Raw genomic sequence first — 21,143 nt, 5'->3', positions numbered from 1 at the left:
CTGGAGATAGACGAAAACATGACATTGAAAGCCAGGGCATTTGCAGATGGCTGGATAGGCAGCGAAAAAGCAGAAGCCGAATTCATCAAAGCTACCCTCAGTCCATCCTCTTTTCAGATGAACTACCTTCCGGAAGACAGGTACAAAGGAGATGGACAGGAAAGCTTATTTGACAAGAAAAAAGCCATTCCCGATGTGTGGAACCTGAACTGGCTCGGTTTTCTGAACAATCCCCTGGAAGTAGAGATGAAATTTGAGCAACCTACAGATATCAACAAACTGGCCATTTCTCTGTGGCAAAACCCCGGTGCCCGCTTTTTCCCACCCGGCCAGGTACAGCTTTGGACGCGGGATAGTGACGACTCGGATTGGAAGCTGGCAGATACTTTCCGACCGACACCCTTACAAAAAGACGCCCCAAGTCTGCTCCGGCAGGTGGACATCCCCTTCTCTGCCAAAGCAGTAAAGCAGCTCAAATTGCTGGCCAAACCGCTGGACAAATTGCCCGCCTGGCACGGAGCGGCAGGCAGCAAGGCCTGGCTCATGGTCGATGAGGTGGTGATGAATTGAATTTAAAATTCCCTTGATAGAGCATTTTTTTACCTGAATTATAAAAAGGTTCAACAGAAATAACAAATTGAAAGATAATCGGTAAATCGAAAATCACATTTGTTATTTTGTAGTTGCTAATTTTATCCTTGACGAACGCATGCGCGAACTCGGCGTGGAAGAAAAACGGCGCCTTACCCTCAATCGCATGGGATTACTCTACGAGCGTACAAACAGGTACTGTGAAGGCAGGCCCGATGTGACCAATTTTGGTGTAGACGTACAGCCTTACCATAACCTGTGGCCCATTCCTTTTTCAGAGATTGAGCGGAATACAGGTGCAAGATTGGAGCAGAATCCGGGCTACGCTGCTGATTAATGGATCCTGGCGGCCCGTTTGTTCTCAAGCAAGGCGAAAAGAAAAAGTTTGATTATATTAAGCGAACTTACTGATCCAATACCAAAACCCAAGCATCTATTCATGAAAAATTTGCTCAGAATAATCACCTTTATTGCTGTAATTTCAATTTGGAGCTGTTCTCCCCGCGCTGAAGAAACAACACAACGGACACCCAATATCCTGTTTGTCATCAGTGATGACCAGTCCTATTACCACACCAGCTTTGCAGGAAGCGGATTTGTCAATACTCCTGCCTTTGACCGTGTGGCCAGGGAGGGAGTATATTTTACCAATTGTATTGCCGGATCACCCGGATGTGCCCCCTCCAGGAGCAGCATCATCACCGGCAGGCATCATTGGCAAAATGAGCAATCCGGCCAGCATGCTGCGCCCTGGCTTAAAAAGCATGTGCCTTTCGTCGATATGCTGGATCAAAATGGCTATGTCACCGGCCGTACCGGAAAGGGGGTTTCCCCCTTCCGGTATGCCCGGGACGAAAAGGATTCGCTGTGGAGAGAGACCGATGCCGCCGGTATAGCACATAGCAATATCCGGTATGAGACTGGTACGGAGGAAGATAAAAGGCCCGCTGCCCAGATCAATTCCCTGAATTATTTTGAAAATTTTAAATATTTCATGGAAAATGTGAGGACGGATGAAGATCCCTTTTTCTTTTGGTACGGCGCTACCGAACCCCACAGGGCCTTTGAGCAGGATTCCTGGAAACGCACCGATAAAAAGCTTTCCGATGCGGAAGTCCCCGGATTTCTACCCGACCACCCCATTGTGAGGGGAGATCTGCTGGATTACGCCGTGGAAATCGAGTGGTTTGATCAACACCTCCAATACATGCTGACATACCTGGAAGAAAAAGGGGAACTGGATAATACCATCGTCATCGTCACCTCCGATAATGGAATGGCCTTCCCGAGAGCAAAAGCCAATGGCTATGACTACGGTATACACGTCCCATTGGCAATCAGGTATCCTAAGGCGTTTCCAGGCGACAGAATCGTAAATGATCCCGTTAATTTTATAGATTTAGCCCCCACTATTCTGGATCTGACAGAAACCAGTGATGAAGGCATGTTGCCCATCACCGGGAAGAGTCTCCGGCATATATTGGAATCAGATGAGCATGGGGACATAGATCCCTCCAGGAAATATGTGTATTCCGGCCGCGAACGCCATTCTTCTTCACGCTACCAAAATTGGGGTTATCCACAGCGGGTAATCCGCAGCCAGGACCACCTGCTGATCTGGAACATCAAGCCCGACCGCTGGCCGGCAGGTGCCCCACAGCGCATCGATCCCGACAATCCAAATGAGTTGCTGCCCCTGTTTGGTGTAGACAAGAATGGAGAACACCATTCCGAATGGGCATTTACCGATGTGGATGCTGCACCCACCAAATCGTTTCTGGTAGAAAATAGAAATGATGAAGATGTGCGGCCGTACTTTGAAGCCGCTTTTGAGAAAAATCCCGAAGTACTCCTTTATGATCTGACATCCGATCCCGAATGCATGAACAACCTGGCAGAGGATCCGGAATATGCTGAAATCAAAGAGGAAATGCGACAGGCCCTGTTGACAGAACTGAAAGAAACCGGAGACCCCAGGGTAGTGGGACCCGATACGGAGGTTTTCGATTCCTACCTGCGTTACAGCCCCATGAGGGAATTCCCGAAACCTATCGAAGGTAGTACTCTAAAATGAGTGTTTTGAATACCTTTGGAAGGACATCGCTTGTCTTGCTTATTCTCTTGCTCAGCAGGGGAGTCCTGGCCCGGCAAACGCCCCCAGACAGACCCAACGTACTTTGGATCACCTGTGAAGATATCAGTCCTTACCTGGGAAGTTACGGGTTCGAACAGGCGTATACCCCAAATCTGGACCGGCTCGCAGGGAGATCCATTCAGTATGCTCATGCCTATGCCAATGCACCTGTTTGTGCGGTAACACGAGCCACCATTCTGTCGGGAATGTATGCCTCTACTACTGGTACACACCAGATGAGAACCAGGGTGCAATTGCCGGAACAGATTCCCGCCTACCCCAAAATATTAAGGGAGGCAGGTTATTATTGCACCAATAATAGCAAGGAAGATTACAATTCCAATTTTATCAATGATCCTGAACTGTGGGACGAATCCAGCAATCAAGCGCATTATAAAAACAGAGCAGCGGATCAGCCCTTTTTTGCGGTATTCAATCTGACAGTTACTCACGAAAGCCAGCTCAGTAAGGAGCGGATAGACCATTATGTCGAGAATAAAATGATCCCGGAGAAACCACGGATCGATCCAGCCAACATTCAGCTTCCTCCTTATCACCCGGATCTTCCTGAAATCAGGGAGGACTGGGCCCGTTTCCATGACCTGATCACCCTGATGGACAGCCAGGTGGGTGAGTTGCTAGAGGAACTGGAGGAGGCTGGTCTTGCCGAAAATACCATCGTATTTTTCTATTCAGATCATGGCGGGCAATTGTCCCGATCCAAGCGGTATATCTACAATGTAGGCACCCAGGTGCCCATGATGGTACAGCTTCCCGAAAAATGGAAACACTTGTCACCGGTGCCTGCCGGAGAGGTGGACGAGTCATTGGTCAGTTTCGTGGATTTGGCACCAACCCTGCTTTCCATTACCGGTTGTGACATTCCTGCTATCATGCAAGGAAGGTCCTTTCTGGGACAGGAATCCACGGAATCCCCTGATTTTGTGCATTTTTTCAGAGATAGAATGGCCGAACGCTATGATTTCTCCAGGGCAGTGACGGATGGAAAATACTTTTATATCAGGAACTTTTTTCCCCACAGACCCAGAGGCAGGGACTCACGATATGGTTACCAGGTGCAGGCCAATTGGAGGGCCTATGAAGCAGCTTATGAAGAAGGGAAAATCAATGCGATTCAGTCGCAATTTTACGAGCCAAAACCTGTGGTGCAATTTTTTGACACAGATAATGATCCCTGGCAGGTGAATAACCTTGCGGAGCAGGCGGTATTGGAAGTCCGGATGGAGAAACTATCCAGAGAACTGGATCGCTGGATGGTGGAGACCAGAGATGTGGGCTTGATTCCGGAACCCATGTTTCATGAACTGACAGGTCCCGGAAAAAAATATACCACCCTGTATGAATTCGCCCAAAGTAAAGATTACCCTATCCGGAAAATACTGAAGGCAGCGAAGGCTGCTACGGCTGAAAGCCCCGAAAATTTACTGCTGTACCTAGAGGATAAAAACCCGATTATCCGGTTTTGGGGAGCTTATGGGGTTTTTCTTTATCCAGATAAAAGCAATGTCATGCAAAACAGTTTGAAAGCTATGGTCAGGGAAGATGAATCTTCGGCAAATAGGATTATGGCGGCACAGGCACTTGGGGTATGCGGAGAACCTGAGGCAGCTTTTGAAGCCATCATGAAAGAAGCAAACGCTACCGATAACGGCTACGTTTTACTCCAGGCCCTCAATGCTTTTCAATACAGTTATACCGATGATCGGCTTAAACTGGAAGACTGGCAGCACTTTAAAGAAAAGGAATTTGCCGAAGGTGATCCCGGCGCCGGATTGGGCTATCCTCAGCGCATCATCGATGATGCGATCGCACTTTTCCCAAAACGGAGAAAGGTGTATTGAAAGGAAATGATAGGGGCTGAATAGAACTATTTTACACCTAATGAAATACAGCGTTTACTTTTCCTCCTGATGTAACAAGTACCCGAAACCCGGCTTTTTGCCCTTTTTGGAAAATCAGGAGCTAAATTTCCTTAAAGACGATGTCAATCTTTCATCAAAGGCTTAAAATCGGTATATTTATATCATGGATACCAAAAAACCCGATATAGTCAAAGAACCGGATTTGTCATACGGCAACCATTCCTATGCCGACTACCTGACCTGGCAGATGGAGGAAGTGGTCGAACTGATTAGGGGTAAAATCTTTAAAAAAGCAGCCGCTGCACCGAAACGTATCCATCAGCATATTTCGGCCAAGCTTCTGACAAGGCTTTATGTTTTTTTAGAGAACAAACCCTGTCAGGTTTACGGTGCACCATTCGATGTCCGATTCCCGAAAAAATCCAAGGAGGATAAGGAAATCCACGATGTGGTACAACCAGACATCTGTGTGATTTGCGATCTGGAAAAACTGGATGAGCGGGGCTGTATCGGGGCCCCCGACCTGATCGTGGAAATTCTATCTGCCGGTAATAGTAAAGTTGAATTAAAATACAAATTTAATCTTTACGAGTCCAACAGTGTCCGGGAATATTGGATCATTCATCCCGAAACCCAGGATTTGCTTATCTACAGCCTCGTCAATGGAAAATATGTTCCCTCCCGGCTTTTTACTTCCGGAGATGTGGTGAAGTCAAAGGTCCTCGACGGCTTTACATTGGATCTGGAGGAGTTTTTTGGGGATATAAAATAGCGATGTAAACATTGCTTTATCCTACTAGGGAATGTATTCGTTTGTTGACCGTTACTTAATATAAAGACAACCTGTTTGGTTTTGTTCCGAATATTTGTATATACTAAAACGTATATACAAAAACCTCGAAATGGATTATGGAAAGGACAGCCAAAGTATTTAAGAGTGGAAATAGTCAGGCACTAAGATTGCCAAAGGAATTCAATACCGATGAAAAACAATTCTACATCCGCAGGATAGGTTCCCCGGTACTTCTCAGTCCTAAAGCCTGCTCATGGGAAATGGTAATCCGGAGTCTTACGTCATTTTCGGATGATTATTTCGAAGACGGACGAAATCAACCTCCCATCCAGCAAAGAGAAATGTTTTGAATTACCTTTTGGACACGAATATTTGTATTTACCTTATCAAGAACCGACCTGAAATTGTCCAGAATAAGTTAAGGTCCTTTCCCATTTCAATGTTTAAAATTTCTACTATCACAATCGCCGAACTGTATTACGGGGTGGCATATGGTTTGTTCGCCGAGATCTTTTCAGGATAGAAATGAGAGCGCAGAATATATTTTTTTGGCGAGTGACATCCTTTAAAAACTATACCCTAAACTGATTCCAAACCAATATGGGAAAATATTGAATATGTTTTCTGAGGAATTCGAACTACTAATGCCAATAATGGGAGTATATCCAACCCTGAATAAAAACCCTCCTTCTGGTTTTTGATACCTATACCCAATCCTGGGTACCAAAGCTTGATTTAAATATACCTGTTCTCTTATGTTATTTGGATAATTCTCATCAAAGATGAAGCGTCTGTTTAGCGCAGCAGTATAGCCGCTCCCTACTTCCAAATGGTGCCTGGACCTTCCCCAAAAGGCCGTAACCTCCACCGGGAAAATAGGTATCACATAGCTAGAGTGAATGGGTTGGATTTCTCTTTGAAATTGCAAAGAGAAACCCAAACTGGCCACTAGCTTTAGCTTATCCTTTTGATGAAAAATCCTTCCATAATGTAGGCCATATAAACCAGAGTTCCCGAGTAATTCGGCATGTACGGAGTTTTTCGCAGTGAAAATATCGGCCTCGGTCTCCGGCTCAGATTGAGCACTCAACTTATTCTGGGAAATCATCAAAAAGCCCATAAAAGCGAAGAGCATACATTTTTTTGACAGTGACATTTCGGTTATAGTTTTATTGGCTGAGTCATAACATAATCCAGCTATTTAACGGTTATCTGTTTCGACAAAACTTCTTTTCCATTATAGATATGAAGAAAATAAGTTCCGGTTCTAAACCGTCTGACAGGAGTTACCGCTGAAAAAAAATTATTATCCTATGAATTATGGCAAAGTTTCAATCTTAAAACCAATGCTACTACCAACATATACGCCTTTGGGGAGTTCTATGCTTATTTCAGATTGATCCTCATCAGCTTGGTTTTCTATGCTTACCTTGGGACGATCACTGCTATAACCATTTTGTTCGTAATCGTACTTGGTACCCCTGACCGCATTCCCAAATATTAATGAAGACAGGCTATTAGGCCGGTTGTACAATTTTGCTATCATGCAGGGACGGTCCTTTTTCGGGAGGAATCCTCTGAATCCCCTGACTTCGTTCATTTTTTCAGGGATAGAATGACCGAACGCTATGATTTCTCCAGGGCAGTGACCGATGGAAAGTACTATTATATCCGATACTTTATGCCCACAGACCCAGGGGCAGGGATTCCCGATACAGCTACCAGGTGCAAGCCAATTGGCGGGCCTATGAAGCGGCTTATGAGGCTGGGAATACCAATGAAATTCAATCCCAATTTTACCAACCCAAACCCCTGGAACAATTCTTTGATACAGAAGCAGACCCCTGGCAGGTAGATAACCTTGTCGAACAGACAGCCTCCAAAGCCAGGGTAAGAAGCCTGTCTAAAGAACTGGATCGCTGGATCTTGGAGACCAGGGATGTGGGACTGATTTCGGAACTGGATTGGGCTATCCCCAGCGCATCATCGATGATGCCATTGCCCTATTTCCTAAGCGACGAAAGGAGGGTTGAGGATGGCAAATAATGGCTGAATTTATTATATTTATTCCATGAATGCCAAAAAGGACGACACCGTTAAAGAACCGGATCTGGAATACAGCAACCATTCCTATGCCGACTACCTTACCTGGCAGATGGATGAAGTGGTCGAGCTGATCAAAGGGAAAATTTTTAAGAAAGCGGCTGCTGCTCCGAAAAGGATTCACCAAAAAGTTTCTGGGGAGTTATTTTTAAGGTTAGGCAATTTTCTGAGAGGGAAAAAATGCCAGGTTTATTCTGCGCCCTTCGATGTGCGCTTTCCAAAGTCATCCAAAGAAGATAAGAAAATACATGATGTGGTACAACCGGATATTTGTGTAATTTGTGATCCGGAGAAATTGGATGAGCGAGGTTGCATCGGAGCACCAGACCTGATCGTGGAAATTTTATCTCCGGGCAATAGTAAAACCGAATTGAAGAATAAGTTTGAGCTGTACGAGTCCAACGGAGTCCGGGAATACTGGATCATCCATTCCGAAACGCAGGATTTGCTCATCTATAGCCTTATCGATGGAAAATATGTCCCTTCAATTTTGTTTACTTCAGGACATGAGGTGGAGTCCAGGGTAATCCAGGGATTTACACTGGATTTAGAGGAGTTTTTTGGGGATATCGAATAATGGAGATACCAATTCTTATTCGGATAAGGCCAAAAAGGCAACTAGTGGATTCTGTGGAAGTTGCTAACTAGTTGAACATGGATAAAAAACCTGGCATATCACCTGGAAAAAGCTGGTGCCAACCACACATTCCGAACGTTTTTGGTTAATAAAATTTAAAAAAAATAGTTTTGATAAATGAACCCGATACAGGGTTTTGTGCGACAAGAATTTGTAATTAATTTGATCCAACAGGTAAAATGATTTTAATCATCAATAATTTTTTAAGAATGGAGGAGCCGATTATTAAACACTATTCTAAAATAATATTTATCCCCCTTTTTATCTTTATCAACCAATCGCTCCAGGCCCAGGACATAATGCGTGGTAATTTTTGGAAAAAACAAGTATTGTCTGACGTATTGGAACCCTGGACCGAATTTGCTCAAGATAAGGAATTTGGATCATTTCATGCCATTCTGGATAAAGACTGGAAAGTAGGGGGAAAGCAGGAAAAATACCCGGGAATGATCGCCAGGCATCTTTTTTCCTATGCGCTTGGTTATCACATGACCGGTGATGAAAATTACCTTGGATTGGCTCAGGAAACCTTTGAGTATTTGATCAATAAGGGCTGGGATCATCAATACGGCGGCTGGTTCTATAAACTGGATCGCTCTGGAAATGCCGTGTCTAAGGAAAAAGACATGTTCATGAACGCCTATGCCATTACCGGAATGGCGATGTATTATATTGTAACCCGGAACGAGGAAGTGAGACACTACCTGGACCAAAGTATCGACATCATGGAAAATCATGCCTGGGACCATGAAAATGGGGGCGGTTATTTCCGCAGACTTCATCGAGACTTCCGTATTCAGGACTCAAACAAGGTTTTTTCTCCCCAATTGGCACCTGTATCGGGTTATTTGCTCTACTTGTATGCAGCTACCCGGGAAGAAAAATACCTGCTGAAAACTGAACAGCTACTGGAGATGACGTTGACCCGCATGAACGATAAAGAAAGCGGCTGGATAATGGAGGGTTTCGACCGGAATTGGAATTCCCTGGAGCAAATGAACGAAATGATGAATACCGGCCATAATGTGGAAGTAGCCTGGATGCTTATGCGGCTCTACGCAATTACCGGTAAAGGACATTACAGTGAGCAGGCGTTACGACTCAATGAACAACTTTTAAAATACGCCTTTGACGGCAAAACCGGAATATGGTACCATAAACTTCAGATTGACAATCCGGAACAGCATAGTGAGGATAGCCCCTGGTGGGTGCAAGCCTATGGGAATATGTTTCAACTTTACCTTTACGCACTTTCTGACGAAAAAGAATACTGCCGTAATTTCACAACAGGTGCTACTTTCTGGAACAATAATTTTATTGATAGGCAAAATGGCGGAGCCTACTTGAGCGTGGATAAAGACGGTAATTATATAAATGGCAGTAAAGCGGTAGTGACCAAGACCTCCTATCACTCGGTAGAGAACGGATTTTTGAACATGCTCTACCTGGATTATTGGGTAAATGAACAGCCTGCTACATTGTATTACCACATGAATTCAGCGGATACGGATAAGCTGTTTCCCTTACTTTTGGAGGATTTTAATTATGAGATAAAAAGGGTAAGGATAGACGGGAGGATTTGGAAGAAGATTGATCCGGATCATGGCAGCATTCAACTACCAGAACGAGAAAATTATACGTTGGAAGTGGTTTTGCAAAAAAAACAGCCTCGCTAGCCCCAAATCTTAATCAATCCCCCGTCTTTTTCCCCTCCCAGTAAAAGGACTGCCTGCCCCCTACATACGCTCGACACTTCATGGGTATTGCTGTAGTAGCGGTGAAAATAATAAAGGCCCCATCGTCAGCAGTTGGTGCAATTGTCCGAAATGAATTTTTCCATATAAAATGAAAAATTAGTTCAATGGAGCCTGCATTACCTATTTCCCGAAGTTTTTGGTATTTTTGTCCTAACCTGAAAAAATAATCACCCATACCTATTGTTTGTTGAAAGGACACACATGAGATACAGCAACCCAAAAGCACCTGTTTTACCCAACTTTCTTCTCCTACTGCTTTTTTTCGCTTGTAATCCCGAATTCAGGGATCAATATCAGGGCTCTGTCTACCAAAGCCGGCTCAACAACCATACAGACTGGGGGATTTACCGCGGGCATTCCTCCGGTATCCAATATTCCGAGCTTAACCAAATCCATACCGGCAATGTCCAATCACTGAAAAAAGTCTGGGAATACCATCATGGCAATCCCGTGGGACCGGGCATGTATGCCAATCCCATTATCATAGACGACTTACTCTATTTCACCACTCCCGAAGTGAACGCTGTTGCCTTGGATGCCACCACCGGGGAGGAGGTATGGGTATTCCGCCCTGACCAGTACAGGAATGACGAACGCCCCTTCCGGGGTAGAAATCGGGGTCTTACCTACTGGGAAGATGAAAATGGAGAAAATAAACGCATCCTGAACTTTGTGAAGGATCGGGTTTACGCCATCGATGCCCTCAGTGGTGAGCTGATCACTTCCTTTGGAGAAAACGGATGGATCGATTTGCGGAAAAACCTGCCTCAAGATCCGGAAGAAGTAGACTTTGAGGCCACCACCCAGGGCATGGTATATAGGAACATGCTCATCATCGGCGGAAGAACGCCAGAGGGAGCACCATCCACACCTGGGGACGTACGTGGATACAATGCGCTAACCGGGGAATTTAAATGGATATTTCATACCATTCCCCAGCCCGGAGAATTTGGCTACGATACCTGGGAATTTGAAGAAGGAGTGAGCTATGGCGGTACCAATCCCTGGGGTGGATTGACGGTGGATGAGGAAAGGGGCTGGGTTTTCTTTGCCACGGGTTCGCCTGCACCGGATTTTATCTATGGCGGGATGCGCAAAGGCGAAAACCTCTTTGCCAATTGTGTAATTGCTCTGGACGCCAACACAGGTAAGCGCATCTGGCATTACCAAACCCTGCGTCACGACATCTGGGATTACGACCTGCCTCCGGCCCCCATATTGGCTACTGTAACAGCAGATAGTACCGCCCGGGATATCGTAGTACAATTGACCAAGCAAGGGCTTACTTTCGTACTGGACAGGGAGACGGGAGAGCCGGTGTTTCCGGTAGTCGACATGCCCGTTCCCCCCTCGAAAGTGCCGGGAGAGGAAGCCTGGCCCACCCAACCCTTTCCCTTAAAACCACCTCCGCTCAACCGGACCAGCCTTCGTGAAGCCGACCTGAGCAACATTACCCCCGAAACCCGGGAATATGTGCTTGAGATCTTCCGGCAGCACGAAACTGGTCCTTTGTATACCCCCGCTTCCCGGGCAGGTGTGATCACCATGCCGGGGCATCAGGGCGGTGCCGAATGGGGTGGCGCAGCCTTTGATCCGGCTACCAACGTATTGTATGTCAATATCAACGAAGCCCCCACCATCCACAGCCTGGTCCCCCTGGACGCGGACGCCGATACCGCTTCGGCCTCAGCACTTACGCGTGGCAAAGCCCTGTACAATACATCCTGTACCGCCTGCCACGGCATCGATAAAAAAGGCAATCCACCCTTGTATCCGCCACTTCAGGACCTGCAGATCAGCGATGATTCCATCAAAGCCGTTCTGACTTACGGCCGGGGCATGATGCCTGCTTTTGGCCGGTTTTCGGAGCAGCAGCTTGAGGACATAGTGGTATACCTGCGCCAAAGTGCAGGAGACCAGGAGCAAGACAGGGCTGCGGATTCAGCGGGCAATACCAGCAAGGTACCGCGTTATGCAAATGTGGCTCCCTTTTTCGTGGACCAGGATGGGTATCCCGCCATTGCCCCTCCCTGGGGCACCCTAAACGCCGTTGATCTGGACAAAGGGGAGATCCTGTGGAAGGTTCCTTTAGGAGAGTATCCTGAGCTGGTGGAAAAAGGGATTCGGAATACCGGTGCCAAAAGCTTTGGCGGTCCGGTAGTGACGGCCGGAAACCTGGTATTTATTGCCGGGACTCCGGACGAAAAAATCCGGGCCTTTGATACCTTCTCCGGACAGGTGCTTTGGGAACACCAACTCCCGGCAGGCGGCTACGCCACCCCCAGCGTGTACCAGGTAGCTGGAAAACAATACCTGGTCATTACTGCCGGTGGGGGAGGTAAAAACGGTACCCCTCACGGAGATTCGGTCATTGCCTTCGCCCTGCCCGATTGATGAAATCAGGCGTATACTTTCACAAAAACCTAAAATAATGATGAAATCACCAACCCTTGCTTCCCTTTTACTGCTTCTTTATGCAGGCTTCCTTGCACCATTCACAATGCCGGCTCAGGCGCAGGATTGGCAATCCCTATTCAACGGGAAGGACCTTAGCGGCTGGAGAGAACTCAACGGAGCCCATAAATGGGAGGTAAGGGACGGAATGATCGTCGGGAGCACCGTTCCGGGTCAGCCCAACGGGTTTTTGTGCACTGAGCAGCAATTTGGTGATTTTGTGCTCGAGCTGGAGGTATCCGTGGATACGCTGATGAATAACTCGGGCATACAATTTCGATCCAAGAGCTATCCCGAATACAAAAACGGCCGGGTGCATGGGTACCAAATGGAAATAGACCCCAAGCCACAGCAATGGAGCGGGGCCATTTATGAAGAAGGAGCCGACCGGGGCTGGATTTACCCACCCGAAAAAATGGGCCCGGAAGCAAAGGCAGCCTTCAAAAGGGATGATAAGAACGGCTACCAATGGAACCATTACCGCATAGAGGCGGTCGGTCCGATTATCCGAACCTGGGTAAACGGGGTGCCCGTTGCCCATTTGGAAGACGATCGCTACCTCCGGGGCTTTATCGGCCTGCAATTGCATGCCAACAACGAAAACGATCCCCAGGGTAGTTTTTCCATCCGGTTTCGCAATATCCGGATCCAGCAGGGCAGTCTGGAACTCACACCAATGGAAGATCAGGTGCCGGTAGTCAGTCTGCTGCCTTCTTCAAGAGCTCCCCGGCCAAAGAATGCCCTTTCCCTTCGCATTGACCAGGATCAGGAGGCAGCTCGCATAGAGGTATATGCAGCGGACAAAAACAGGCCTGTATTGACCCAACGGGCACTACCGGACCAACGGCCCTACCTGCATCCCATTCTGGCACCAGATGGAAAGGGGGAGTTGACCGAATACCGCCCGGACCACCATCCCCACCAAACGGGCATTTACTGGGGTCTGAAGCGGGTAAACGAGCGCGATTTCTTTATGAATTGGAACCGGGATTATTGGCGGCGGATATCGGCAAGTGTGCAGCCGGACAGCGGGGAGACGGTACGCTGGCAGACCGTATACGAAATGCTCGATGAGTCGGGCGAGGTGCTTATGGTGGAAACCCAAAACTGGTCCCTGCAAGCCTATGCCGACCGCTATGTCCTGGACCTGGAATGGCAGGGAGAGGCCAAAAAGGAGGTGCTTATGGGCAAATTTTATGTAGGCGGCCTGTTTGTACGCATGCCCTGGGTGCCCGAGACCATCTGTGAGATCCTGGGTGCATCGGGGCAGGAAGGCATGGAGCTGGAAGGTCAGCGTGCCATCTGGAGCGATATCGGTATCAAGCTGGATGGGAGGGAGGATTTTGCCCGGATCGCCATCCTGGATCATCCGGACAATGCGGCTTTCCCCACACCCTGGCGGGTAGACAGCCAAATGGGCCTGGGTCCTTCCCGGCAAATACTGGGTGACTGGGGCCTCGCTGCCGGTGAGTCTGAAACCATCCGCTACCGCCTCCTAATTTATACCGGCGAAGAAGACAAGGCACTGAAGGCGGAGGTTTGGAAGGATTTTTTTGGAGGAAATTGAATGGGTGGACGATTTCCTGTATGCCGATGTTATGATTAAGGTAAAGGGATTATTGAAATTTTGATGTATCTTTGATCAGATGGTTAAGTTGATTCAAAATAATCTCGATGAACTAATTGCAGCCTGTAAGGATCATCAGGTTGATGCTATTTCCCTGTTTGGGTCTGCTGCAAAAAACTCTATGCATGAGGACAGCGATATCGATTTGCTGGTTGACTTTTCCGATGATCTGGATGTAATGGACTATGCCGACAATTATTTTTCGTTGTTGGAACGAATTCAAGGGATATTGAATAGAAAAGTAGATCTTGTTTCCAGTAAATCACTAAAGAATCCGATTCTAAGAGAAGCCATTTACCGGTCAAAAGTAGATTTATATGCAGCCTAAGCTTCTCAAATATATTTTGGACATTGAACGTGTTATTGGGGAGATTAAAGAAATCAGTAAATAGATGATGAAAGAGATATTAGTTATTCTAGGATTAGCTGCACTGGGAGTTATTGTTTTTGCTGCGTTAAAAGTCCTTTCTGATCATTACCTGTACGGTTGGGGAATTTTAGTTAGTGCCTTTGTTTTTATAGGTACTTTGGTTTACTGGTTTATTATGGTAAACAGGAAGAAGAAGCCACGTTCCAGGTATGCCGATCATACATGATCTTGAAAATTTTATTGCCGGTTTTTAGCAATTCTCTCTTTGTGATAAATGGATCCGATTTGCCTGTCGTTGGTGTATGAAATTACAGAAACCGTTATATTTGTAGGTATGAGGCTGGATGAATCAAAAATCGCAAGTATCAAAGCATACTTAAAAACCCGACCGGTTTTGAAAGCATACCTTTTTGGTTCTTATGCAAGAGGCCAGGCAGATCAGCACAGCGATATAGATATTTTGGTTGACCTGGATTACTCGAAAAAGATAGGTTTGGAATTTATTCAGATGCAAATTGATCTCTAAAAGATATTGAATGCAAAGGTTGATTTGGTTTCTTCAAACGGCTTGTCAAAGTACGTCAAACCTTACTTAGATCTTGAAAAAGAACTGATTTATGCGAAATAGGCTCGGAGACAACGCTCGTTTGAACCACATCCTTGTTGCCATTTTTGAAATAGAGACCTATCTACAAAATGCGGATTTTGAAATGTTCTTGAAGTATTCAATGATGCGACTTGCCTGTATCAAGTAATTGGAGATCATAGGTGAAGCGAGCGTTCACATTTCTAAAGAGATCAAAATAAAATTCCGGGAGATTGAATGGGGTCAGATAAAAGGCATGCGAAATAGCTATATGCACGAGTATTTCGGCATTGATTCAAAACTGGTTTGGGAAATTATAAACTATGATCTACCTAAATTAAAGACTAGGGTCGTTCATATACTTGTCTATCTATCGGAAAACCAAGACTTTTAAATAATTCAGACTTCGGAGGAAAGTTGTTATTGCCGAATTTTTAAGTGATGAAAAATACAAAGATTTATCGTGTAAAGAAATCGAATAAAGCTTGCCTGATTTAATATTTCAATGGAATATCCAGGTCGCCAAGATAGCCCAAAAGCTGCAAAAGTTGGTACCGGTAAAAAAACGGAAGGAAAGAGAAGAAAATATAGCATATCGTCCGAAAAATAGGCACCTGCTTCAGGAGTAAGGAAGCGTATGCCCTTAACCTGACAAAAAGTCCGCAACCGTCAGCTGAAAATCAAAATTAATCCATTTTGAAACTAAAATAAAAAAACAAAAAAGCTTAACTTAATAGCATTGGGATGAAATTCCATCAGATTTCGCAAAGGCTTAATTAGTGTTGAAACAACTACGATGTTAGCCGGTGATTTCCTTTTAATCCTTTGATTGTTAAAATTTTTTTAATAGGAAACTCCTCAATTTGAATCTAATTAGATTTTTATTAAACTGTAGTAGTAATTTACGTTTATCAATCGAGCACCATCGACCATAGCGGATTTACAGACCTATATTTACTGTTTAAGAAACGCCTTATTCAATGAAATTGTTTTAGTTATTCAATTCAATGGAAGAATCTAAAACTACATTAATTGAACTGTTAGTGTTGAATTTATTACCTGAATCTAGATGCCGATTGAAACTAAATATAATCAAATTTTTTACTTTACTAATTTTAATAGAAATTAAATTTTATTTGCTGTTACAGGCATACAAATCCCCAGATAATGGGTAGGCATTTGAAATTCATAGGTTTCGTTAGGAAATACTTTTATTCTTTGTCCACTCCCACAGCCTCCAAGCATATCTGCAAATTTAAAATGAATTTCAACTGAACTATTACATTGATTCATAACTTTTATTTTCTTCTTTGAATCTAATCGCCAATGAATACAATCACAAGCATTACCCACGCAATTTTTTGCTGAACTGGATTTTTCAATTTTAGCGAAAGTACTTTCAACCAATTCGCCATCGGGGGTTAATATAATTAAGTTATTAGCCATATTTCAATTTATTAAATAAATATAAGAAAGTTAGTGTCAAATTTAAATCAAGGATTGCATCTCCAGTCAGTTTTAAACCATATGCAATTATTTTCTCTTCCAAGGCTACATACCCACCAAAAGCCATCTGGGCTACACCATTGATCGCCGCAAGTACATTCTTTATCTTTATAGGATTTCTCTAAATGAATTTTGACTTTATTCAACTCTTCATCTGATACTGGAATAGCAACTACTTCTTTTCCTTCTATATTTAAAGTAATTTTCTTTATTTGAAATCTCATCTTAAATTTAAATTATTTATAAAATAATTAAATAAATGTTACTATAAAAATAGTAATAATAAATGTTAACAACATTTAAAACCATGCTTTTCATCTTTTCCTGTAATGGTAATAGATAAAGGAATACCATTATATATCGAAATATTACCAGACATAGAAGTCACTCTATTATCACTTATGGTCGAAAATACAATTATTATACAACCTGTTGAGACTCCTTCATAGTAATAGGTGTTATTAAAGCGTCTTTGAAATGAAAGACAATTGCATATTAGGTTTTTATCGTTTTTAATATCACCAATATAATTATTTAATTGATTAATTAATATTTTATCACCTATTATTTTTAAATCACTAGAATTAACTTTGATCTCCTCCATGTTCATATGTTTTAAATCACAATATATATGTCTGTTAATTTACATGAGTAATAAATATTAATTAAATTAATTGAATTATGAATTTGGTAAATAAACTCTTTGTATGGATACGGTAGGTTTTCCGATAACAATACTACCCATCGTCTACCGGACAGGCCTTGAACTCTTCCTCGGCATAGAGCACATCCAATTAGGTAGCCGATCCGATTGGTTGGGTTTTTGCGATACCTAGTGTCCCTATCAAAATGGGTAAAAGAAGTAGTCCTGCGGCTGGAGAATTCATGGCTATAAAGTTAGCGTTTCGGGAATAATTACAGTTTGGTTGGTTCAAACGACGTTTATACGTTTATGAAGGTAAACATAGTTTTTTAGAATAGCAAGTTTAAGTACCTGACAAACGAATGGTTGTGTGTTTTCAGCAGCCAAAATATTGAATTATATTGGGTAATATTTTTTAAATAAATAGGTAGATTTATCGGTCAAAATTTAAAATGTTGAAAAAAAGTATATGATCAGCTTAAATAAAATTGTTTTTTCTTGGTTTTGTTCTAATAAAAATACTTTAAATAATTACAATAAATTTTTTAAAAATAATTGGTCAAGGAGAATTTACATTGATTTGGTTAAGCGTGAGTTTGGGGTCCCAATTTTAGGTGGGAGGTACAGCGGACAATTTTGAATCGGATTGGTAAGATCTCGTTCTCTTTCTATTGTTTCGCCCAGCAGGGGTAGGAGTTCGAAAACAGCCTCCAGATTAGCCGTTTAGCTAGCTAACACGTCCAAATAAATTTTGATTGCCCCACCTATAGGCTGCCCGATTTTTCGGACAGTTTCAGATGGGTATTTTTGATAGTTTTCAAACGCTGAATTCAATAAGTCGATACTTGTATTAATCTTATCCAAAGATGGTCGATTTGTCATTTTTAGAACTTTTTTCTATCTGAACAAACCAAAACCTGAATTCCCTATCTCTTCCTCCCCTTGATCTCCAGCTGCATGTCCCGGACAGCGCGGACCAATTGCTGCAGGTCGGTTTCGGGTTCGGGGATTTCTTTGCTGGTATAGGCATGGAATTTCCAGATCTCTGCTACCTCGCCCACAGGTACGGTAAAGGGCTCAAAGATGGGATTCAGGGAGCGAAGGAGTAGCTGCCCCTCTGCCTGTACCGTCACCAATTTAAATACAAAGTCCTGCTGACCACTCAGGATTACCACGCAGGGGGTGTCCGGCTTCAGGGCAGTCCAGTCGTCCTGGTACCTCGTGATGATGTCGCTCCCCCCCGGAATGGGCAACATGGAGTCCCCTACAGTAGGGAATATCCGGTAGGTACCCTGCCGGGGAAGGTTGGGTAGGGAAAACCGGGGCAGGGAGGCGATAAACTCGGGATCGTTGTACCCGGAAAGGTAGCCCGCTTTGGCTTTGATGGGCACGTATTCCACGTTTTCCTGGTTGCCCTTGTCCACACTGATGGCCAACACCCGCAGGTTGCCGCCCCGCATGTACACGTCGTTTCCTGCTTCCAGCTCCCGCAATTTCAGCTCCCCCAGGGTGCGCAGGTCTACCCGTATCAGGCTGTCGATACTGATCCCGAAATAGCTGGATATTGCCAGAAAATCCTCGGGAGCAGGCGCTTTGGTCTGCCCGGATTCCAGCGCATTGAGTTTGGACCGGGTCAGTTCCAGGTCTGTTGCCAGCCCTTGCTGGGTCAGCCCCTTCCGCTCCCGGAGAAATTTCAGGTTTCCCGGAAAAAAGTTTTTTGACTTTTTCATCGAAGTTTGCTAGTATTAGAGTCAACAGTTTGTTATTAATCGTGTCAAATATACTCATTCTGCGGAAACCATGAAACTTAATAGCGATAAAATCGAGCGGCTGAGGCAGTTAAAGCAGGAAATTATGGAGATGGAAGGGTATCTTCCCCAAAAAGGACAGCAAACCGATTCCAGACTGCAATTGGGCCCCTTGCATGAGGCCTTTCCCGGCAGGGTATTTCCCCTGGGCGCCAACCACGAATTTATCAGTCACAGTCCTTCCGAGGCTGCTTCCACTCAAGGTTTTCTGGCAGTTATTCTGGGCATGCTGATGCAGAATGGCGGATTTTGCCTTTGGCTGGGGACCCGCCCCCAGGTCTTTCCTCCCGCCTTAAAGCACTTTGGGCTAGCCCCCGATCGCGTGCTTTTTGTGAATGTACCCAGGGAAAGGGACCTGCTGTGGACGCTGGAGCAGGCTCTCAGTTGCGAAGCTTTGGTGGCAGTAGTGGGTGAAATCCGGGAGTTGGGCTTTTCCGAATCCCAGCGGCTGCAGTTAGCAGTGGAGCGGAGCCGGGTCACTGGCTTTCTCCACCGGCACCAACCCCGAAGCCTGCATGCTCTGGCCTGCGCCACCCGATGGAAGCTGACTCCACTACCCAGTCCGGTGCCGGCAGGCATGCCGGGCATGGGCTGGCCTGCCTGGAAGGTATCCTTGCTCAAGGTACGAAACGGAAAGCCGGGCCACTGGCAGTTGCAATGGGACGGAGAGGGTTTTCAGGAGCTTTTCCATCAGCAGCCACAAGAAATTGTTCAAAACAGGAAAAATTATGCCTAAGCGGTTTTTATCTCTCTGGTTTTGTCACCTGACCACGGACCGGCTGGCTATCAGATATCCGGAACTACGGGGAAAACCCTTCGTTTTGGCGGGTAACGAACGGGGTCGGGCTGTGGTGCAGGCCAGTAGCCGGGAGGCTTATGCGCGGGGCATCCGGCCGGGTAAGGCTGTGGCTGATGCCAGGGCCATTTTCCCGGATATACAGGTCTATGCCGATAAGCCCGGCTGGAGCAAACGGCTCCTCTACCGGCTGGCTGGCTGGTGCCTGCAGTATACCCCATTGCCTGCTGCAGATCCTCCTTCCGGCTTGATGCTGGATATTTCGGGTTGCCCACATCTCTGGGGAGGAGAATCCGCATATCTGGAGGCTTTGGTTTCCGCATTGGAAAACAAGGGCTACCATGTACGGGCGGCCATTGCCGATACCATAGGGGCAGCATGGGCTCTGGCACGTTACGGTGAACAGGCCTGTATCGCCGGGAAGGGAATGCAGCGGGAAGCCTTGCTGCCTTTGCCACCCGCTGCCCTTCGACTGGAAGCCCGGACCCTGGAAGGGTTGGAAAAATTGGGTTTCCGGCAAATCGAACAGTTTATAGACCTGCCCGCAGCTACCTTGCGCAGGAGATTTGGAGAGGAGTTGCTGTTTCGGCTGGGGCAGGCCCTGGGTGAGGAAGAGGAGGCTTTTCAACCCGTACAGCCCCGGGTTCCTTACGAAGAGCAATTGCCCTGTCTGGAGCCCATTCGCACCGCCAGAGGTATTGAGATCGCCCTTCGGAAGCTGCTGGAAGGGCTTTGTCAGCGCCTGGTCCGGGAAGGGAAGGGGCTGCGCAAGGCCGTTTTCAAAGGTCTGCGCATAGATGGGAAGACGGTAGAAATTTCCATTGGTACCGGTCGTGCTTCTCACAATCCGGAGCACCTTTTCCGGCTCTTTGCCCTGAAAATCCCCTTGCTGGAGCCGGCATTGGGGATAGAGCTGTTTTACCTGGAAGGATTAATGGTGGAAAAGGTTCAACTGCCACAGGAGCAGCTTTGGCATCGCTCCGGAGATCCGGCTGCGGTGGCAGAGTTGGTAGACCGGATAGGGACCAGGCTGGGGTCTGGGCGAATGCACCGTTTCCTGCCCCAGGAGCGGCATTGGCCGGAGCATTCGGTGCGTCCTGCGCGCTCCCTGGACGAAATGCCCGACACGGATTGGCCCGATTCGGTGCGCCCCCTGCACCTGCTGTCTGTGCCGGAGCCCATTTCAGTCATGGTACCCCTGCCAGATTACCCTCCCCTGCATTTTAAGCATCAGGGCAAGCTGGTTCGGGTGGCCCGTGCTGATGGGCCGGAGCGCATTGAGCAGGAGTGGTGGCTGCAGACCGGACCACCCCGGGATTATTACAGTGTGGAAGATCCCGAGGGAGGTAGGTACTGGCTTTTCCGGCTGGGACTTTACGGAAAGGGGGAGCCCCAATGGTTTTTGCACGGTTATTTCTCCTGATTCGGAAAAATTTATTCAAAGATTAGATACAC

Annotated in this window: 21 protein-coding genes and 1 pseudogene; 17 read left to right on the top strand and 5 right to left on the bottom strand. The window is 45.9% G+C overall.

The features are described from left to right. From BUB19_RS22500 to BUB19_RS22475, 6 genes and pseudogenes are all read left to right on the top strand, one after another. A pseudogene (locus BUB19_RS22500) lies at positions 1-570 on the top strand (c-type cytochrome domain-containing protein); the annotation flags it as partial. Between the two features lie 139 nt (positions 571-709). Further along, on the top strand, positions 710-928 hold the full coding sequence (locus BUB19_RS22495; RefSeq protein ID WP_073097966.1) for a RagB/SusD family nutrient uptake outer membrane protein: 219 nt from the start codon (positions 710-712) through the stop codon (positions 926-928). A 102-nt stretch (positions 929-1,030) separates the two neighbouring features. Further along, the gene (locus BUB19_RS22490; protein ID WP_073097964.1) at positions 1,031-2,665 is read left to right on the top strand and encodes a sulfatase family protein; all 1,635 of its coding nucleotides are present in this window, start codon (positions 1,031-1,033) and stop codon (positions 2,663-2,665) included. Then, the gene (locus tag BUB19_RS22485) at positions 2,662-4,587 is read left to right on the top strand and encodes a sulfatase family protein (protein ID WP_073097962.1); all 1,926 of its coding nucleotides are present in this window, start codon (positions 2,662-2,664) and stop codon (positions 4,585-4,587) included. The genes BUB19_RS22490 and BUB19_RS22485 overlap by 4 nt, the downstream gene beginning before the upstream one ends. Positions 4,588-4,771: 184 nt before the next feature. After that, on the top strand, positions 4,772-5,380 hold the full coding sequence (locus tag BUB19_RS22480) for a Uma2 family endonuclease (protein WP_073097960.1): 609 nt from the start codon (positions 4,772-4,774) through the stop codon (positions 5,378-5,380). Positions 5,381-5,517: 137 nt separating this feature from the next. After that, positions 5,518-5,751 carry an antitoxin gene (locus BUB19_RS22475; RefSeq protein ID WP_073097958.1) on the top strand — a complete coding sequence of 78 codons (234 nt, stop codon included), beginning with the start codon at positions 5,518-5,520 and terminating at the stop codon, positions 5,749-5,751. Between the two features lie 968 nt (positions 5,752-6,719). Here BUB19_RS22475 and BUB19_RS22465 read toward each other — a convergent pair. Next, complete coding sequence (locus BUB19_RS22465) at positions 6,720-6,947, bottom strand: hypothetical protein (RefSeq protein ID WP_143156136.1); 228 nt, start codon at positions 6,945-6,947, stop codon at positions 6,720-6,722. Positions 6,948-7,126: 179 nt separating this feature from the next. On the opposite strand from BUB19_RS22465, the gene BUB19_RS22460 reads away from it, so the two are divergent. The 9 genes from BUB19_RS22460 to BUB19_RS24810 all read left to right on the top strand — a co-directional run bounded on the left by BUB19_RS22460 (position 7,127) and on the right by BUB19_RS24810 (position 15,329). Beyond that, positions 7,127-7,447 carry a hypothetical protein gene (locus BUB19_RS22460; RefSeq protein ID WP_073097953.1) on the top strand — a complete coding sequence of 107 codons (321 nt, stop codon included), beginning with the start codon at positions 7,127-7,129 and terminating at the stop codon, positions 7,445-7,447. Between the two features lie 25 nt (positions 7,448-7,472). Continuing rightward, positions 7,473-8,081 carry a Uma2 family endonuclease gene (locus tag BUB19_RS22455; protein WP_073097951.1) on the top strand — a complete coding sequence of 203 codons (609 nt, stop codon included), beginning with the start codon at positions 7,473-7,475 and terminating at the stop codon, positions 8,079-8,081. Positions 8,082-8,320: 239 nt separating this feature from the next. Then, positions 8,321-9,817: an AGE family epimerase/isomerase gene (locus tag BUB19_RS22450; protein ID WP_073097949.1), complete on the top strand. Its 1,497-nt coding sequence runs from the start codon at positions 8,321-8,323 to the stop codon at positions 9,815-9,817. 282 nt (positions 9,818-10,099) lie between these two features. After that, positions 10,100-12,292, top strand: a complete 2,193-nt coding sequence (locus BUB19_RS22440) for an outer membrane protein assembly factor BamB family protein (protein WP_073097945.1) — start codon at positions 10,100-10,102, stop codon at positions 12,290-12,292. 37 nt (positions 12,293-12,329) lie between these two features. Beyond that, entirely contained in the window at positions 12,330-13,919 is a 1,590-nt protein-coding gene (locus BUB19_RS22435) for a 3-keto-alpha-glucoside-1,2-lyase-like domain-containing protein (RefSeq protein WP_084097575.1), read from the top strand. A 79-nt stretch (positions 13,920-13,998) separates the two neighbouring features. Continuing rightward, positions 13,999-14,307, top strand: coding sequence for a nucleotidyltransferase family protein (locus BUB19_RS22430; RefSeq protein WP_073097941.1), 309 nt, complete (start codon positions 13,999-14,001; stop codon positions 14,305-14,307). A 64-nt stretch (positions 14,308-14,371) separates the two neighbouring features. After that, positions 14,372-14,575, top strand: coding sequence for a hypothetical protein (locus BUB19_RS22425; protein ID WP_073097939.1), 204 nt, complete (start codon positions 14,372-14,374; stop codon positions 14,573-14,575). 48 nt (positions 14,576-14,623) lie between these two features. Then, positions 14,624-14,875, top strand: a complete 252-nt coding sequence (locus BUB19_RS24595) for a nucleotidyltransferase family protein (RefSeq protein ID WP_317041601.1) — start codon at positions 14,624-14,626, stop codon at positions 14,873-14,875. 229 nt (positions 14,876-15,104) lie between these two features. Then, the gene (locus tag BUB19_RS24810) at positions 15,105-15,329 is read left to right on the top strand and encodes a HepT-like ribonuclease domain-containing protein (RefSeq protein ID WP_084097573.1); all 225 of its coding nucleotides are present in this window, start codon (positions 15,105-15,107) and stop codon (positions 15,327-15,329) included. Between the two features lie 731 nt (positions 15,330-16,060). Here BUB19_RS24810 and BUB19_RS22410 read toward each other — a convergent pair. The 4 genes from BUB19_RS22410 to BUB19_RS22395 all read right to left on the bottom strand — a co-directional run bounded on the left by BUB19_RS22410 (position 16,061) and on the right by BUB19_RS22395 (position 18,814). After that, positions 16,061-16,381 (bottom strand): hypothetical protein, encoded by a 321-nt coding sequence (locus tag BUB19_RS22410; protein WP_073097937.1) that lies wholly within the window; start codon positions 16,379-16,381, stop codon positions 16,061-16,063. Positions 16,382-16,428: 47 nt separating this feature from the next. Further along, positions 16,429-16,665 (bottom strand): hypothetical protein, encoded by a 237-nt coding sequence (locus BUB19_RS22405; RefSeq protein ID WP_073097935.1) that lies wholly within the window; start codon positions 16,663-16,665, stop codon positions 16,429-16,431. A gap of 65 nt (positions 16,666-16,730) precedes the next feature. After that, a complete protein-coding gene (locus BUB19_RS22400; RefSeq protein WP_143156135.1) occupies positions 16,731-17,045 on the bottom strand; it encodes a hypothetical protein in 315 nt (104 codons plus the stop codon). Between the two features lie 965 nt (positions 17,046-18,010). Next, a complete protein-coding gene (locus BUB19_RS22395) occupies positions 18,011-18,814 on the bottom strand; it encodes an XRE family transcriptional regulator (protein WP_073097931.1) in 804 nt (267 codons plus the stop codon). Positions 18,815-18,884: 70 nt separating this feature from the next. Here BUB19_RS22395 and BUB19_RS22390 point away from each other — a divergent pair, with 70 nt between their 5' ends. Together BUB19_RS22390 and BUB19_RS22385 are read left to right on the top strand one after the other, a co-directional pair. After that, positions 18,885-19,628, top strand: a complete 744-nt coding sequence (locus tag BUB19_RS22390) for an ImuA family protein (RefSeq protein WP_073097929.1) — start codon at positions 18,885-18,887, stop codon at positions 19,626-19,628. After that, a complete protein-coding gene (locus BUB19_RS22385) occupies positions 19,621-21,111 on the top strand; it encodes a Y-family DNA polymerase (RefSeq protein WP_073097983.1) in 1,491 nt (496 codons plus the stop codon). The genes BUB19_RS22390 and BUB19_RS22385 overlap by 8 nt, the downstream gene beginning before the upstream one ends. Positions 21,112-21,143: the final 32 nt, after the last annotated feature.

The organism is Cyclobacterium lianum (assembly GCF_900143075.1).
In the GTDB taxonomy this organism is placed as follows: Bacteria; Bacteroidota; Bacteroidia; order Cytophagales; family Cyclobacteriaceae; genus Cyclobacterium; species Cyclobacterium lianum.
The sequence above is the reverse complement of the archived record's forward strand: the minus strand, read 5'-3'. Positions and strand labels throughout refer to the sequence as shown.

What these genes read in the sequence shown, in the direction of transcription:
- BUB19_RS22495 (WP_073097966.1), top strand. Translation starts at nt 710, where the DNA reads ATGCGCGAACTCGGCGTGGAAGAAAAACGGCGCCTTACCCTCAATCGC.
- BUB19_RS22490 (WP_073097964.1), top strand. Translation starts at nt 1,031, where the DNA reads ATGAAAAATTTGCTCAGAATAATCACCTTTATTGCTGTAATTTCAATT.
- BUB19_RS22485 (WP_073097962.1), top strand. Translation starts at nt 2,662, where the DNA reads ATGAGTGTTTTGAATACCTTTGGAAGGACATCGCTTGTCTTGCTTATT.
- BUB19_RS22480 (WP_073097960.1), top strand. Translation starts at nt 4,772, where the DNA reads ATGGATACCAAAAAACCCGATATAGTCAAAGAACCGGATTTGTCATAC.
- BUB19_RS22475 (WP_073097958.1), top strand. Translation starts at nt 5,518, where the DNA reads ATGGAAAGGACAGCCAAAGTATTTAAGAGTGGAAATAGTCAGGCACTA.
- BUB19_RS22465 (WP_143156136.1), bottom strand. Translation starts at nt 6,947, where the DNA reads ATGATAGCAAAATTGTACAACCGGCCTAATAGCCTGTCTTCATTAATA.
- BUB19_RS22455 (WP_073097951.1), top strand. Translation starts at nt 7,473, where the DNA reads ATGAATGCCAAAAAGGACGACACCGTTAAAGAACCGGATCTGGAATAC.
- BUB19_RS22450 (WP_073097949.1), top strand. Translation starts at nt 8,321, where the DNA reads ATGATTTTAATCATCAATAATTTTTTAAGAATGGAGGAGCCGATTATT.
- BUB19_RS22440 (WP_073097945.1), top strand. Translation starts at nt 10,100, where the DNA reads ATGAGATACAGCAACCCAAAAGCACCTGTTTTACCCAACTTTCTTCTC.
- BUB19_RS22435 (WP_084097575.1), top strand. Translation starts at nt 12,330, where the DNA reads ATGATGAAATCACCAACCCTTGCTTCCCTTTTACTGCTTCTTTATGCA.
- BUB19_RS22430 (WP_073097941.1), top strand. Translation starts at nt 13,999, where the DNA reads ATGGTTAAGTTGATTCAAAATAATCTCGATGAACTAATTGCAGCCTGT.
- BUB19_RS22425 (WP_073097939.1), top strand. Translation starts at nt 14,372, where the DNA reads ATGATGAAAGAGATATTAGTTATTCTAGGATTAGCTGCACTGGGAGTT.
- BUB19_RS24595 (WP_317041601.1), top strand. Translation starts at nt 14,624, where the DNA reads ATGGATCCGATTTGCCTGTCGTTGGTGTATGAAATTACAGAAACCGTT.
- BUB19_RS22410 (WP_073097937.1), bottom strand. Translation starts at nt 16,381, where the DNA reads ATGGCTAATAACTTAATTATATTAACCCCCGATGGCGAATTGGTTGAA.
- BUB19_RS22405 (WP_073097935.1), bottom strand. Translation starts at nt 16,665, where the DNA reads ATGAGATTTCAAATAAAGAAAATTACTTTAAATATAGAAGGAAAAGAA.
- BUB19_RS22400 (WP_143156135.1), bottom strand. Translation starts at nt 17,045, where the DNA reads ATGGAGGAGATCAAAGTTAATTCTAGTGATTTAAAAATAATAGGTGAT.
- BUB19_RS22395 (WP_073097931.1), bottom strand. Translation starts at nt 18,814, where the DNA reads ATGAAAAAGTCAAAAAACTTTTTTCCGGGAAACCTGAAATTTCTCCGG.
- BUB19_RS22390 (WP_073097929.1), top strand. Translation starts at nt 18,885, where the DNA reads ATGAAACTTAATAGCGATAAAATCGAGCGGCTGAGGCAGTTAAAGCAG.
- BUB19_RS22385 (WP_073097983.1), top strand. Translation starts at nt 19,621, where the DNA reads ATGCCTAAGCGGTTTTTATCTCTCTGGTTTTGTCACCTGACCACGGAC.